The 16,230-nt window shown below is 23.6% G+C and carries 15 protein-coding genes; 5 read left to right on the top strand and 10 right to left on the bottom strand.

All coding sequences use genetic code 4. The features are described from left to right. Positions 1 to 6 precede the first annotated feature (6 nt). From ACQH20_RS02155 to ACQH20_RS02125, 7 genes are all read right to left on the bottom strand, one after another. Positions 7 to 1,995: a hypothetical protein gene (locus tag ACQH20_RS02155; RefSeq protein WP_425377356.1), complete on the bottom strand. Its 1,989-nt coding sequence runs from the start codon at positions 1,993 to 1,995 to the stop codon at positions 7 to 9. Positions 1,996 to 2,445: 450 nt separating this feature from the next. After that, on the bottom strand, positions 2,446 to 2,730 hold the full coding sequence (locus ACQH20_RS02150) for an HNH endonuclease signature motif containing protein (protein WP_252319983.1): 285 nt from the start codon (positions 2,728 to 2,730) through the stop codon (positions 2,446 to 2,448). 88 nt (positions 2,731 to 2,818) lie between these two features. Next, complete coding sequence (locus ACQH20_RS02145; protein WP_425377355.1) at positions 2,819 to 5,221, bottom strand: extracellular solute-binding protein; 2,403 nt, start codon at positions 5,219 to 5,221, stop codon at positions 2,819 to 2,821. Continuing rightward, positions 5,221 to 6,270 carry a spermidine/putrescine ABC transporter permease gene (potB, locus tag ACQH20_RS02140; protein ID WP_425377354.1) on the bottom strand — a complete coding sequence of 350 codons (1,050 nt, stop codon included), beginning with the start codon at positions 6,268 to 6,270 and terminating at the stop codon, positions 5,221 to 5,223. Before potB ends, ACQH20_RS02145 begins: the two co-directional genes overlap by 1 nt. 55 nt (positions 6,271 to 6,325) lie before the next feature. Continuing rightward, a complete protein-coding gene (gene potA, locus ACQH20_RS02135) occupies positions 6,326 to 7,378 on the bottom strand; it encodes a spermidine/putrescine ABC transporter ATP-binding protein (protein ID WP_425377353.1) in 1,053 nt (350 codons plus the stop codon). Positions 7,379 to 7,398: 20 nt separating this feature from the next. After that, positions 7,399 to 7,932, bottom strand: coding sequence for a helix-turn-helix domain-containing protein (locus ACQH20_RS02130; RefSeq protein ID WP_425377352.1), 534 nt, complete (start codon positions 7,930 to 7,932; stop codon positions 7,399 to 7,401). 287 nt (positions 7,933 to 8,219) lie between these two features. Further along, positions 8,220 to 8,549, bottom strand: coding sequence for a hypothetical protein (locus ACQH20_RS02125; RefSeq protein WP_425377351.1), 330 nt, complete (start codon positions 8,547 to 8,549; stop codon positions 8,220 to 8,222). A gap of 6 nt (positions 8,550 to 8,555) precedes the next feature. Between ACQH20_RS02125 and ACQH20_RS02120 the strand changes: the two genes are divergently transcribed. The 3 genes from ACQH20_RS02120 (at position 8,556) to ACQH20_RS02110 (ending at position 11,264) form a co-directional block, all read left to right on the top strand. Continuing rightward, on the top strand, positions 8,556 to 9,302 hold the full coding sequence (locus ACQH20_RS02120; RefSeq protein ID WP_425377350.1) for an IS3 family transposase: 747 nt from the start codon (positions 8,556 to 8,558) through the stop codon (positions 9,300 to 9,302). Positions 9,303 to 9,447: 145 nt separating this feature from the next. Next, positions 9,448 to 9,864, top strand: coding sequence for a transposase (locus tag ACQH20_RS02115; protein ID WP_425377349.1), 417 nt, complete (start codon positions 9,448 to 9,450; stop codon positions 9,862 to 9,864). A 161-nt stretch (positions 9,865 to 10,025) separates the two neighbouring features. Next, positions 10,026 to 11,264 (top strand): IS256 family transposase, encoded by a 1,239-nt coding sequence (locus ACQH20_RS02110; RefSeq protein ID WP_425377566.1) that lies wholly within the window; start codon positions 10,026 to 10,028, stop codon positions 11,262 to 11,264. On the opposite strand, the gene ACQH20_RS02105 is transcribed toward ACQH20_RS02110, so the two are convergent. From ACQH20_RS02105 to ACQH20_RS02095, 3 genes are all read right to left on the bottom strand, one after another. Further along, complete coding sequence (locus ACQH20_RS02105; RefSeq protein ID WP_425377348.1) at positions 11,251 to 11,715, bottom strand: hypothetical protein; 465 nt, start codon at positions 11,713 to 11,715, stop codon at positions 11,251 to 11,253. The genes ACQH20_RS02110 and ACQH20_RS02105 overlap by 14 nt on opposite strands. 362 nt (positions 11,716 to 12,077) lie before the next feature. Beyond that, the gene (locus tag ACQH20_RS02100) at positions 12,078 to 12,329 is read right to left on the bottom strand and encodes a hypothetical protein (protein ID WP_425377347.1); all 252 of its coding nucleotides are present in this window, start codon (positions 12,327 to 12,329) and stop codon (positions 12,078 to 12,080) included. Positions 12,330 to 12,504: 175 nt separating this feature from the next. After that, complete coding sequence (locus tag ACQH20_RS02095; protein WP_425377346.1) at positions 12,505 to 13,110, bottom strand: hypothetical protein; 606 nt, start codon at positions 13,108 to 13,110, stop codon at positions 12,505 to 12,507. A 539-nt stretch (positions 13,111 to 13,649) separates the two neighbouring features. Here ACQH20_RS02095 and ACQH20_RS02090 point away from each other — a divergent pair. Continuing rightward, the gene (locus ACQH20_RS02090; RefSeq protein ID WP_425377345.1) at positions 13,650 to 15,173 is read left to right on the top strand and encodes a hypothetical protein; all 1,524 of its coding nucleotides are present in this window, start codon (positions 13,650 to 13,652) and stop codon (positions 15,171 to 15,173) included. 40 nt (positions 15,174 to 15,213) lie between these two features. After that, positions 15,214 to 16,224 (top strand): hypothetical protein, encoded by a 1,011-nt coding sequence (locus ACQH20_RS02085; RefSeq protein WP_425377344.1) that lies wholly within the window; start codon positions 15,214 to 15,216, stop codon positions 16,222 to 16,224. The last annotated feature ends 6 nt before the right edge of the window (positions 16,225 to 16,230 follow it).

The following is a 16,230-nucleotide window of genomic DNA, read 5'->3' as shown; positions in this document are numbered from 1 at the left end:
CTTTTTTTAACTTACTAACTTGTAATTAAAATTAAAATTAAAATCAGGGAATGTTAAAGTAGCACGATCACTAATAGTTTTGCCAGCAAACCTTTCTGATAAATCAAGAGTATAAAGTGTATTATCTTTAGTTGGTTGTGTTTCGCTGTCAGTAAATACTAGTTTTACATTATTTAACTCTCAACCCGATTTTGTTGTTACTGCAACATCGGTTTCTAGAAAAATACTTTTTGTTTTAGTAATTAAATCTCAGAAATTATTTACCTTACCACCTTTAATATCTTTACTAATATCAACTGACATACCACTTGGTTTTGTGTCACCATCTAATAAATAATTCATAGTGAACTGTCCAGTAAATGCATTCTCAACTGAACGATAAGAATTGTTATTAATTGTATTTAATAAACTATCTTTATTAGTAATTCAATTACCTAATAAATTATCTTGTTCATAAAAATGTTGACCTTCTTGTAAAATATTTGCATCTTGACCATCTTTTAATCAAATACCTTTTAATGCAAAATCTTTTGGTGAAGGATAATTACCAGTAATATTATTTTTATTATGACCATAAACAATAGCTTTAGCACTTAAAGAACCATCTAATTTATAACTATTATCAGCAGCTTTTATTGTTATTTCAATATTTTTACCTAATTTATTATTAAAAATATTATTACCAACATTTAAATTTATTGATATTGTATAATCACTATCTTTAATATTAAGATATGAATAATTTTTTTGGAAATAAGATTGAAAAATCTTCTTTACACTCTCAATAATTTGACTATTAACAAATTTAACATCTTCTTCTGATAATTTACTATCGGCATTAATAAAATTACCATTTTTATCTTTTTGATTATCTAAAGTAATTTGAAAGTTTTTATTATCTTTATCATTATTATATTGTGCTTCAATTTCATTAGTTAATTTTTTCATACTACTTAAATCAGCAATATCATTTTTAACATTTATAGTGCAATTATCTTTTTTTCCTGTAAAGTTTCAAGGATTATTATCTAAAGACGTAATTGAAAATTGAACAGGAATAGATGTAGTAAAATTTTTTGGTTCTGAACTATTTTGAAATTCAATTTCGTAATAATTATGTTTAATTTCTTTTTTGGGTACATTTAATGCTTTACTTAAAGTTGTTTCAAATTGATCTTGAATTGTTGGAATTAATAATTTATCTTTTATTGAATCAATAGTAGCATTTTCAGGATTAGTAATATTAATAATATTATCAGGAAAGTTAACTGGTAAACTAGCAATATTAATTGCAACTTGATTTATAATATTAATATTAATTTCGATATTAACGTTAGTATTTTCAATACCAAAAATTGATGCTTGATCATTAGTTGTTAAATTTAAAACATAACTTTTAGAATCATTAAAGTTTTTTGGCAAAGTAAAAGAAGTATTAGTTATCGGCTTTTTATCCTTACCAACAGTAAACTTAACTGCTGGATTATAATTAGCATTTAAGAAAAAATTAATTGGTAATAAAGTTGAATTATCATTATCAATATCACTTTCAATTTTAGGATCAGTTTTTTGTAAATTATTATCAATACTACTTAAAACATTTGTAAAATCAATATTACCATTATCAGCAGCATTTTCAATAACATTAAAATTAACAATATTTGTTGATTTACTAAAATAAGCAATAGTAGAATTTAAACTAATAGGTTTAGAGTTACGATGATGCTTTTGATAATAATCATCTCATAATTTATTATTAGAATTCGGATTAAATTCAGAATTATTGAAAGCAGCAGTAGTATGTAAGAGTAATATCGTAGTAACTGTTGTAGAACCAAATGCTAATAAATACAACGAAAATAATAAGATTCTTTTCTTCTTATTTTTTTTAACATTAATTGTATATATTGAATTAGATCCTGTTTTTATTTTTTTATGTTTATCCTGATTAATCATATCTTTACTCGGGCTATTACTATTTATTTTATATTTCATTTTAACAATCCTTTCCTAGCATTATTTTTAAAATAATCTAAAGTGAAAAATATAGCTTAACGCTTTAACTTGCTATTTTTAACTAAAATATTAAAATAGGAAAAAATATTAAAATAGTTTAAACCTTAGTTTTAATAAAATAAAACTAAGGTTTAAAGTAAACCAATTAAATTTAGTTTTTATATTTTAATATTAATAATTTTAATAATTATATAAACTTTGCTATACACCTATTAAAATTATAAGGAAAGAAATACTCTGTCCTTAAAAATAATATTACACTTATTATAAAAAAAGACAATATTCTTTTTAAAAAAAGATTGAATATTTTTAATTAAAAAGAACACTAATAGTAAAATAATTTTCAAAATAATTTTTCTTAATTAAGATAAAAATTAAATTAAAAATTCAATGATTAAATTAAATAGTCATTGAATTTTTAAATTATGATTAATTTTTTTTAATATTACATTCAACATGCATTGGTTGTAAATTTTCTAAACTATTATTATTTGGATCACCATCAATGTGATCAATATTTCAAGCAAATGCTGAAGTTGGTTGTTCACCTTGATAAGCACCTTTTATCATTGGCAAACAACACCACGGACAAGGAGCTTGCACATTCAATGTTCAAAATTCAGATAATCCTTTAAAATATTTCTCCATTTTTTGAATAGAATAGTTTCATATTTTTTCTTTGTCTTCTTTTTCTCACTTTTTACGACGTGCCACAATGAATTAACCCCTTTCGTATTAAATTATACTATAAGTTACAATATTTTTTTATATTTTTTTAAACTTAATATTACAATTTATTTTATTAACGTGCTAATAATCTATTATAAGCAGTTTGCATTTGTGGGTCAAAACTACGAGTATATAAACCGTTAAAATATCCTTCATGATGCTTACTTGGATCTAATGGATCGGGTAATTGTCCATTTTTTGGAATATATACATGCTTTCAAATTTCTGCTGAAAAATTAGTACTAACTTCATCCATGGCTGCTTGTAAAGGTGAGGTATAACCAAATTCACTACTTAAATCAACTTGTGTTTGTTTTTGCATTATATAATTAATAAATTTAAAAGCTAAATCTTTATGAGGAGAATCTTTACTAATTACCATATCATCATTTCAAACATTAGTCCCCATATATGGTCTAACAACAAGGTACTTACCATTATAAGAATCAGGATTATCAGCAATTGCAGATAATAAATCACCGTTATACATCATTGCTACATCCCACTTATTTTCATTACTAATTTCATCAACAATATCATCATTTAATAATTTTGTATTTTTATTTTTGATAACTGGTTCTAACCAGTCACTTGCATCTTTAATTTCAATTGGACTATGAGCATTAATATTATCACTAAATTCATTTCCTACTTGATTATATTGACCTGAACCGTTATTTTCTCCTCATTTATTTTTATAGTGTAAATCAGTAAGCGCAGTCATAAATAAGTTATGCATATCATCATTTAAAACGATACGTTTACCTAATTTTGCAGCATCTGTTAAAACACTTCATTGAACATTTGAACCATCAGCTTTAATACCAAGATCACTAAGATTATTTGTATTAGTAGTATTAATTACTAATACAACATCACCTCAAAAATAAGGAATACTATAACTATTTAAACCAAATTCATTTAAAATTCCATCACTATTTTCAACTCGATAATTATTCATTAATTCATATAAATCATGATTAATATCTTCTTTGGGATTAAAATCAATTCTACTATCATACTCAATATCACCTACAGAATTTTTTGATGCAATTGGAAAAAGTCTATCTTCACTTGCTAATTTTGCCACCATATAATCACTAGGAACCATTACATCATAACTAGTAGTATACAATTTAGCATACAATGATTCATTATCATCAAAAGTTGAATATTTTATTTTAATTTGATATTTATTTTCAAATTCTTTTAAAATATTGGGATTCATATATTCGCCTCAATTAGCAATTGATAAATCATAAACATTAGTATAAATGTAGAAAGCACCCAAACTAATAAAACTTGATAATAAGATGATACTAATCATAATTAATTTTCACGGTCATAGTAAAAAACGATATTTCTCTCTTCTTGATTTTGAGTGTTCTTCTTTTAACTCTTTCTTTTTTTTAATCTTATTCTTTATATGTTCAATTCAAATTGATTCCATCTCAAGTTTTGCTTCAAGTTTAGAAATTTGATTAATAAGTTTCGGGTGATTTTTAATATAATCCTGAATTTTAATAATATCTTGCTCAGTTACAATTTCAAAATTACCATCACTATATAATGATTTACGTTTTCTACCTTTACTCTTAACCTTTTTATAGTTAAAACCATTTAATTGTAAATAATATTTAGTTAACAACTTCTCAGTTTTAATAATTTTTTTATCATGATAAATACCTTTATCAATTTTTTCATTACGTTGTTTAATTTGTTTTTTGCAAAGAACATAAGTATTTCAAGAAATAATAAGTACTGCAATTAATAAAATAATTATTGTTGAAAAAGCATTAATATAAGGCTTAATTCGTTTTAAAGAATAAATAAAAGTTGAAACGTTAGAAGTATTACCGCCAGTAAAATAAGAAATTAAAAAATCATCAAAACTCATAGCAAACGCAATAGCTGCTCCAGCAATAATTGCTGGTTTAATTGTTGGTAATACAATTTTGCGTAACGTATATCAAGGTGTCGCACCTAAATCTTGACTTGCTTCTAATTGTGACATATTTATTGATCTAATTTTTGGTAAAATAGTAATAATAACATAAGGAATATTAAAAGAAATATGAGCGAAAATTAATGTTCCAAGACCAAAACTAAAACCAAATGCCATAAATAATAACATTAAAGAAACAGCAGTAACAATATCAGCATTAACTAAAGGAATATTAGTAATCCCTAAAGTAATATTACGTGTTATTTTTTTTGTTTTACTTAAACCCAAAGCAGCAAACGTACCAATAATAACAGCAACAAAAGTAGAAATAAAAGCAACAATTAATGTTACACTAACCGATTCTCAAAGTTCACTTTGTTGAAATAAATCGTAATAAGGTTGCAATGATCAAGAATTTCAACTACGAACTGAATCGCCACCATTAAAAGAGAATATCATTAAAACTAAAATTGGAGTATAAAATAATAAAAAGATAATAGCTAAATAACTATTTTTAAAAAAAGATCTCATTAATTAATACCTCCTATTTTTTTACCAGTAGCTCAACTACCAATCGCTTTTAAAGTAAAAATAATAATTAAAACAATAATACCTAAAATAACAGAAATAGCAGCACCATAAGCAAAATTAGCACCACGATAAAAATATGATTCAATAATATTTGCAATTAAAATAGTTTTTCCTTCACCAATATATTTAACTACTACTAGTGAAGTCATAGCACTTAACATCATTAAAGTAAAACCAGAAACAATACCAGGCACTGAAAAACGAAAGGTAACTTTTCAAAATGTTTTCATCTTAGAAGCTCCTAAATCTTGACTTGCTTCTAATAAATTGCGATCTGTTTTTTCTAAAGAATTATAAATTGGTAAAATAACGAAAGGCATAAACATATAAACCATTGCTAAAATAATACCAATTGGAGTTCCTAATAAAACATTAGGACCTAAAATACTAAAAATAATTTGTAATCCAATTGTACGTAATAAAATGTTAATTCAAATTGGTAAAGTAACTAAAACTCAAATATTTTTTGAAGCAATTTTTGTTGACATAAAAGCCATAATATAAGCAATGGGATAACCAAAAATAACAGCAATTAAAGTGGCAACAAATGAATAACCAATTGAACGTAATAAAACCATAACATAACTATTTTCTTTAAAAAAATCATTAAAATTACTAAATGTAAAACGAAATATTCAAGCATTATTAGTTGCTTTAATAATTGAATATAAAATTACAATTAATAATGGCAATACAATTAAAATTACCATCACCAATAAATATGGATAAGCAAGCGTAACTCATGATTTAAAACCAAAATTTACTGATTTATCTTTGATTTTATTTTTAATAAAACTTATTTTTTGGTTTGTTTTTTTTCAACATAACAATGCTTTTTTCTTTTTTACTCGTTTCATTTTCGATTTATTTTTTGCTACTTCTTGTAAAGAAACATTATTTTTTTTAAGTTTAAACCATTTTTTAAATCTATACTTTTTTTTATTTTGATTATCAATAATTTTTTCTGGATTTGAATTATTAACTAACATATCTTGTTATTTTAAAATTTGTGTTTTAATATTACGTTTAAACAAATTTTTCATTTTACTCTTCAATTTCCTTTCACATAACATGAATATCTTCAACATTTCATTTTAAACCAACACGGTTACCTACTTCAAAATTATCAGTAGTATGAACTATCCATTTGCGTTTATTAGCAATAATTTCAATTTCTCATAATAATCCTTTAAAAGCAATAGTTTTAATAGTTCCATCAAAAAAACCACTACCTGCATTAACTAAATCAATATCTTCTGGTCGAATAACAATATCAATATTACGTTCTTGTTCACCAAAACCAGTATCAGAGCATGCAAATTTTTTACCGTCAAAACGAACACAATAATCATTAACAAATACACCATTTTCAATAACATTCGAGCTACCAACAAACTGTGATGTTCATTTATTTTCAGGCTCATTGTAAATATCTTGTGGTGTCCCAATTTGTTGAATTTGACCTTGATTTAAAACAACTACCCGATCTGACATAATAAATGCTTCTTCTTGATCATGAGTAATAAAGATAAAAGTAATATTAATTTCTTCTTGAATTTTTTTTAATTCTACTTGCATTTGTTGACGTAATTTCAAATCCAAAGCAGCAAAAGGTTCATCTAATAATAAAATTTTAGGATTAAGAACTAATGCTCTAGCTACTGCTACTCTTTGTTTTTGACCACCAGATAAATCATTAACATCTTTATCTTCCATACCATTTAATTTAACCAAATCTAAAGCTTTTTTAACTTCTTTTTTGATTTTTTCACGATCAATTTTTCTTAACTTTAAACCATAAGCAATATTATCAAAAACATTTAAATGTGGAAATAAAGCATAATTTTGAAAAATAGTATTTATTTCTCTTTTATGAATTGGAATTTTAGTTAAATCCTTACCTTTAAACAATAATTGACCATTGTTTGGTTGTTCAAAACCAGCAATAATCCTTAATAATGTTGTTTTACCACAACCACTAGGACCAAGAATGGTAAGAAATTCACCTTCATGAATATTTAAACTAATTCCTTTTAAAATAACTTTACCATCATATTCTTTGGTAATATTACGTAATTCTAAAATATTTACACTCATAATTTCCTCCTTTAAATGGTTTAAAAAATTGGTGGATTTGAAACTCATAAAATAGTTGCAATTGAATTATTGGGATTTTCTAAATAATGTTTTTCATTACCTTTAATATAAAATGCTTCATTAGCTACTGCTTTTACTCTAGTTGCACCATAATGAACAAATACTGTTCCACTTAATACATATCCAAAGATCTGACCTTGAAATGGCGGAATTTTATTTGAATTACCAAATGGTTTTAAAGTTAAAATTACTGGTTCTAATGTTAATTTTTGAGCATTAGGAATAATTCATTTTATTTGATAATCTTCTTCATCACTAACAGTAACATCTTGTGATTTAAAAACTATTTTTTCTTTAACTTCACCAGCAAAAAAAGTTGATAATCGACAATCAAAAATATCTAAAATACTTTTTAGTGTTTCAATACTAGGTGAAGAAACATCATGCTCTAACTGACTAATAAATCCCTTTGATAAATCACAACGTTTCCCTAACTCTTCCATAGTTAAATTGTGTTTCAATCTTAAAGTTTTTAACTTTCTTCCAATTTTCATATTGATTATTTTCTCCTTTTGTTTATTTATACTAAACTTTAAGTTAAATAATACAAATAAAATTATATAATATTTTTTAAAAAAAACAATTATTTATTTTATTTTTAATAAATAAAATAAATATAAAATTATTAGTGTAAAAATGTGTAATAAAAAGAATATTTTTTTCATTTTTCTACTATAAAATTAAAATAAAATTTATTACTTTAAAATAAAGTAATAAATTTAAAAAATATATTTTATTTTTTTAGTAAAGAAGAAATTGATGTGTTTTAATAAATTACTTTTTACATTATTGATGTATTAGAATTGTATAAACTTGTTGAAGAATATGAATTTTCTAAATTTGAATTTATAATTTTTTTTGAACCTTCAAAATCTAGTTTTTGCTCTTCTTGTTTTTCATCATCTTTTTTTGCTAACATTTGAGTTATTTCAAAACCACCATCGATAGGCCCACTAATGGCACCAACAGCAGCTCCACCAGCAACTAAACCAATAATAGTAGGAGTACCAAGAATAGCAACCCCTCCGGCTGCACAAGTATGAACATCTAGAATAAAGTAGACACAGAATTGTAACCTTTGTGTTAAAAATACTTTAAGGAAGGTGTTCATTTTTTTATGGCTAAATGACTATCAAAAGAAGAAAAGTTAAAAATAATAAAAATAAGTAAAATTAAAACAATTGATAAAACCGCATTAGAGTATGGTATTGGTCGATCATCAATAAAAGAATGAATTAAAGCATATAAATTATTAGGTGAAAAAGGTTTAGAATATGGCAATGGAATTCGTGCTAAAAAAACCAAAAGAACAGGTCGACCCAAATCTTTAAATTTTAATGAAATGACAAAACAAGAATTAATTGAATATATTGAGGCAATGAACGATATAAAAAAGTATTTAGAAAAATCGACAAAAAAGAAGAAATATTTTGTGATTTTCTCATTGAAGAAAAAATATCAGATTAGTTATTTATGTTGATTATTAAATGTTTCAAAATCAGGATATTATAAGTGAATTAAGAATGGAATGAATGAATTTAATAAATGAGATACATTTTTAGCTAATATAATTAAAAATATTTTTTATGAATTTCAAGAAATTTATGGTTATAAAATGATAACTTTATGAATTAACAAAATTTATAATTTAAAATTAAAATTTCATATTGTATATAGATATATGAAAAATATGAGTTTAAAAGCTAAGGTTCGCATAAAAAAATTTGATTATAGAACTAAATCAGGAAGTTTAAGATATGATAATTTATTAAAACGTGATTTTTCAACTACTAATTTAAATGAAAAATTGGGACTTTCCAGTAATCTGTGTAACTTAGTGATTTTACAACTAAAATTTATTTAAAAAACACAGTTTTTAGGAAAGTCCCGAAAAATTAGGTACTGATATAACTTATTTATTAACTAATGGTAAAACATATTATTTATCAATTGTTAAAGATTTTCATAATAATGAAATATTAGATTATAAAATAAGTGCAAGTTTAGACATGACATTTGTTGTCCAAAACATTATCCAAGCTTGAGTTAATGCTCAAAAACCTACTTCATGAATTTTACAATCAGATCAAGGATTTCACTATACAAATCCTTCTTATAAAATTTTATGTGATGAATTAAAAATAAAAATTTCAATGTCTAGAAGAGGTAATTCCTGTGATAATGGTGCTACTGAAACTTGATTTGTAACAATGAAAACAGAATTTCTATATCAAATTCCAAGAAAAAATAGAACTATTGAATGAATACAAGACAACTTACCTAAATATATTTACTTTTATAATAATTATCGACCTCAAATAAAATTAAAAGTAATGAGTCCAATCGAATATCGATTAGCTCATTCCAAACTAACAAATAATTACTTCATACCTATAAATTTAACACTTACAAACGCTATTTTATAAAATTTAATAAAAGGTTACTTTTATTGTCCACTTTTCTTGACAAGTTCATATTTTGAAAATGTGCAATGGTAATGTTTAGTAATCTGTGTAACTTACAAAAATAACTATGTTTAATTAATTCTAGTAAATATAATTAAATGACTAGAAAGAGTGAGTTACAGATGGCTAAAAAGCAAAATATTAATAATAATGATCCAATATCAAAAGCAGTAGATTTATTATTAGAAAATACTGAAGATTTAACAACAGTTTTTAAAGAGGGAGGATTGTATAAAGAATTAACAAAAAGATTAGTAGAAAAAATGTTGAATTCTGAGATGCAAAATTATTTAGGATATGATAAGAATCAACATAGTAATAGTGACAATGCTCGTAATGGTATAAGTTCAAAAAAATTAATAACTCAACAAGGTAAAATTGAGATTGATGTACCACGAGATCGCAATAGTAATTTTAATCCTGTAATAGTTGCAAAAAGACAAAGAAGATTTGAAGGTTTTGATCAACAAGTTCTTTCTTTATATGCAAAAGGTATGACATTATCAGATATTAGAATCCAATTACAAGAGTTATATCATGGTGCTGATATTAGTGAAAGTGTTATTAGTCAAATTACTGATGATGTTATTGATGATGTAAAAGCATGGCAAAATCGACCATTAGAAAGTGTCTATCCGATTGTTTATTTTGATTGCATAATAGTGAAAGTACGACAAGATAAAAGGATTATTAATAAATCAGTTTATATAGCTTTAGGAGTTGATTTAGAAGGTAAAAAAGATGTTTTAGGTTTATGAATTAGTGAAAATGAAGGTGCTAAATTTTGATTAGCAAATTTAACAGAAATGAAAAATCGTGGCTTAAATGATATTCTTATTGCCTGCAGTGATAATTTAACAGGCATGTCAGAAGCAATACAATCAGTTTATCTTAAAACAGAACATCAATTATGCATAGTTCATCAAATTAGAAATAGTTTGAAATATGTCTCATATAAGCATAGAAAATCTCTAGTTGCAGATTTAAAACCAATTTATACTGCATGTAGTGAAGAACAAGCAATGCAGGCTTTAGAATCCTTTGAAAATAAGTGAAATAAACAATATCCTCAAATTGCTAAATCTTGATATAAAAATTGAGATAATTTAATTGTTTTTATTAGTTATCCTGCAGAAATTAAAAGAGTGATTTATACAACAAATGCTATTGAATCTGTAAATAGTCAATTACGAAAAGTTATCAGAAATAAAAAAGTTTTTCCTAATGATATGGCAGTTTTTAAAATATTTTATTTAGCAATTGAAAATATAACAAAAAAATGAACAATGCCCATTCAAAATTGAAATACAGCAATTGCTCATTTTATGATAAAATCTGAAGATAGAATTAATCTAAACTAGTACTTTGTAAAACAAAGATACACAGATTACATAAAAGCCTCAATGCAATATTTTCTTGTCATTTTTCGTTTCATTGATTAATTGATTGGTAATATTTTTTTGAAAACTTATTTCTTTTAAACTTTCAATTTAATTCTTTTTTTAAAGTTTTAAAAGTTTTTGGTTCATTTTTTTCTCTAGTTTGTTGCAAACAATTTAAAATTCTTTTTTCTATTGCTTCTTTTGAATTTAAAGATATGTCTTTTAAAAATTGAACTTCTTCTTCTAAATTATTTGATCTATTTTCAAGTTCTTGTATTTTCTGTTCTAATTCAAGTTGATACTTGTCTTTTACATTTGAAAACATTACTGTTCTTAATTTTTTAGCACATTCACATAAAATTTTGTAACAAATACCAGCAACAATACCAGTAATAGTAAAAGGTAATCAACCCATAATAGCACTTGACACAACAAATGTACTAATTATCGGTGTGATAATTATTTTAGCAATAGGAGATGTAGCACCCCACGCAATAAAAAATATTAAACCATGAAAAATCTTTCATATAAACCTTTTAAAAATTCAATATTTATCTTGTACTTCTTCTATAATATTTTCTTGTTTTTGATTTGTAATAGTTCTTACAAATTCTAAAAATGGTGTTCTAATGATAGTTGTATGTTTAGATTCTTTTTTTATAAGCTCTTCATTATTTTTAATTTCATTTAAAAATTGCTTATAAAGTAAATGTCTAATTTGTTGAACAATTTCATTATTTTCAAAATAAATTAATAATTCTCAAACTTTTTTTCTTTTATCATCATGTAATCTTAATAAAAAAAGGTTTTATCTTTTATTTTTACTATTTCATCATAAATAAAATAGTTTTCATTATTTGGTTTTTCGATAATTGTTCTAAATTGAAAACATTTTTTATCTTTTTCATCAAAATGATTTTCAAATTTACATGTTTCACCATGATGTCAATTTTTATGACACCTAATAAAATTTTTAGTAAATCATGTTAAATCTGCTACATTTCTTAATTCTTCTTCAATAATAGTTTTTGTTTGTAAACTCATTTTGATTCCCCCTTATTTAAATAAAAACCCATTATTTTAAAAATAAAAAACAATAGGTTTATTTAGTTTACACTTATTTTTGCTAAAGTTTTAAAATTATGCAATAAACTTTTTAATATTTTACAAATATAGAAAAAAAGATTTCAATTGAAATCTTTTTTCCATATAATATTTTTTACAAGTTTGGTAAGTTTAATTTAGATTTAACTGTTGATGATTGAGTTTGTAAATCAATTGCACTAATTTCTTTTTTTTCGATGTCATCAAAATCACTATCACATTCTAAATTACTTTCTAATTCATTAATTTTGTATTTTAATCTTTCTGCCAAATTCATATTGGAACTTTCAATATCATTTATTTTAAATCATTTTCCATCAAATAATAATTCATATACTATTGTTTCTTCAGATTTATCATTTGTATTTAATAAACCAAAATAATTAGATTCCTCTTTATTTGGATTTTTCAAAGTAACACTTAATTTATACATACCAAATGATAAACATAGTTCATCAAGGGGTAAAGAAATATTTTTAGTTCAAATTATTTGCTTAAAATCTTTATTAATACAGTTCAATACTACTACTGATTGTAAACATTCTTTTTCTAATCCTAATAATTGCTTTGAAATAGTTATTTCTTTTGTTAATTCTTTACGAAATACTTGTGTTGCTGCTACTCAAAGTATTTTTAACGCAGCCGCTTTTTTATTAGGTGATATTTTTAACTTTAATCTATCTAAATGACTAATCTTTGTTTGACTTTTTTCTTTATTCATAAATTTTCTCCATTCAAATTAATAATCTTATTTAATTTTATTATATGACCAAGTTCTCCATTAATGCCTAATATTTTAACTATTAATAAATTCATTATTTAAATAACATAGTTATTCGAAAATTATTATTTTTATTTATTTTATTGTTTTATTTAACATATCTTTTTATCTTCCTTTTCTCTAAAACTTTAATTTAATAAAAATTCCTAATATAGATAAATTTCTATATTAGGAATTAATTTTATTAAATTAGTAATTAAAATTATAGTTTATTTTTTTAGTCTATCAATAAATATGCTTATTACTAATTTTATTAACACTATAAAATGTAAGCAAATATTATCATCTTAATAAAAAGACTTTCATTTTATTTAAAAAACCAATATTAATAGAATAATATAATAATATTATTCATTTTTCCAGTCCAATTAATTACACGACACTATCTTAATTTTTAATTTGATATAATTATAAAAAAAGTAAGTATATTAAAAATAGATTGGGGTATTTTTATGATAGAGGAAATAAATTCTAGTTCAGTGAAAGAACCAAAAATTTATCGTATTGGTCTATATAGCAAATTAACAATTCTTATTAATGGCCTTCTAATTACTACGAGTTTAATGATAGGTTGGGCTTTATGAGCAACTATTGGTCGAGATGCAATTGATAACTATATTAAATGATTCAATAATCCACAACAACCTAATTCTAATTTACAAATTAGTTTCAATATAATAAGTATTATTGTTTTCATAGTCTCTGGTTTATCTTTAGCATTAGTAGTCGTACCTTTTATTTTTTTAAAAACTAAAAATAGTGTATCAGCACTTTTTTGTTTAATAAGTTTTATTTTTTCAGCAATATTTGTTATCTTTCTTATTGTATTTTTTATTTTTAGATTTAAAACTTTTACTTTCTTAGCTAATAAAAAAGACGGCGAAATAATAAATACAACCGGTAACTTTCTAATAGCATTTTTACCATGAATGTTGGCTGAACTATTTGCAATACTTTTATTAATCCACAGTCTCTGATTAATTATTAATATTACCTCTAAATACAAATCAAATACACTATTAATGCCTATTGCTAAACCAAAAGCAAAACAAGAAACACTAATAGCAAAACAAGAAGTTGATGATACGATAACGCTTCCTAACGTCGTACCAATACCAGTACCTCAAAATAATGAAGAACAAAAAGTAGCAAACCAAGAAACTAACAATACTGTTCTTAAGCAAGATCTAACACAAGAAAAAATAATCACTAACCCTTCAACAGCAACTGTCCATTATACTAATCATGAACTATCACAAACACCAACGCAAGGTGCTTATCATGCCGAAACTGTTTCACCAACACCAGGTACTCTTACTAATCTTAAATCCGAATCTATTACAAATGAAGAAGAAATAAATGATAATATCGAAAATACAACAATATATTCAGAACCAACAGTTGAAAAAACAAGTGTAGAAGATACAACAATATATTCAAAATCACCAACAACAGAAAGTAATATTAATAGCGAAACTAATTACCAACCAAAAAATCAAGGTGGTTTTGATGTTAAAGACAGTAGTTATTCTGAATCTGAAACATCTAATTTTAATGAACAAGCAACAACAATAACTGTTGAAGAAACACAACCAATAATAGAGAAAAAAAATACAAATACAAAAAAAGAAACAATCGAAGTGCAAAAAGTTACTACTCACCATTGAACATTAGAACAAATTGAAGCTGTTTGAGAAAAAGCGGAAATAATTGATGGTGTTAGTGATAAATTATATCGTAAAGATTATGGTGGTGCTTGAATGTTTCGTGATTCATTTACCACTGATTATAGCGCAGCAGATAACTTAGAAACTTACTCTTGAACTATTGTTCTACATCGTCCTACTAGTCAACAAGGAACAACTGAATTATATAATCTAGATCCAATGAATATTGTTAATGCAAAAAGTAAAGGTGAAAATTACCCTTCTTGAAAAACTAAAATTTCTTCAAAAGGAAATAAAAATATTGCAAAAGAACAACATTGAAAAGCACGAACATAAATATAATAGTAATTTAAAATAAATATAGTATCATTTATTTATGAATACACAAACTACCATTGAACATTTATATATAGAAATACCTAATTTTAAACATGAAGTAAATACTAACTATTCTTATTTTATAGAAAGTATTAAAAAAGAATTAACAAAAATAATAAATAAATACCAATTAAAGTTAAAAACAATTTATCTTTCTAACAAAAATAAGTCAGTTTTACCAATTAATTTTTTAGAACAACTATTAATAATACTTAAACCATTGACAACCACTATCAAAGAATACAACTTTGAATGTACTATTAATAATACCAATTTCACAACTCTACAATTATTTTCCAAATTTCAAATTAATCGTTTAATTTGAAAAATAATTAGTTTTCAAAATCAATTAAATAACAAATTTAATTGTCAACAAAGTATAAAAATTATTAATGATGCTATTAACTTAAAAATTAATAATTTCTCAATTGATTTAAAATATAATCTTCCTCATCAAACAGTAATTGATGTTAATAATGATTTACAAATATGTATGCAATTAAAAACACCTCATATTAGCTATGATAGTTATAATCACAAACAAAATCTTACTATTAAATGATACATTAATAATTTCTTAAAAAAGCACAAATATGATAACTATGAATACTATAGTTATAGTAAAAATACTAATAATCAATCAAAATATATTATTGCATATTGTTTATTAGAAAACTATTATGGAATTGGTCCAAATGCTGTTTCATATATTAAAACAGAAGATAAAGCAATAATAATTACTAATAGCAATAACATTAATAATAACAATCAAAAAAATAGTATTTTATCAACAAATGAAATTTTAATCCAAAAATTAATACAAGGTTTATTACTAAAAAAGGGAATAAAATTTAACAAAAATGATAATATTCTAGAGCAGCCACTGATTAGTAAATTAATCAAAAATAAACAAATAAAAATAAAAAATAATCATTTATCTTGCACAAATAGTTCCTGATTATTGTTAAATGATTTAATAGTTGATATTATAACTAATACTACTATTTAAATTTAT

Origin of the sequence: Spiroplasma endosymbiont of Aleiodes alternator, from assembly GCF_964031135.1 — a bacterium.
GTDB lineage: Bacteria > Bacillota_I > Bacilli_A > Mycoplasmatales > VBWQ01 > Spiroplasma_E.
Note: the sequence above shows the minus strand (reverse complement) of the source record. Positions and strands in the feature narration are given on the sequence as shown.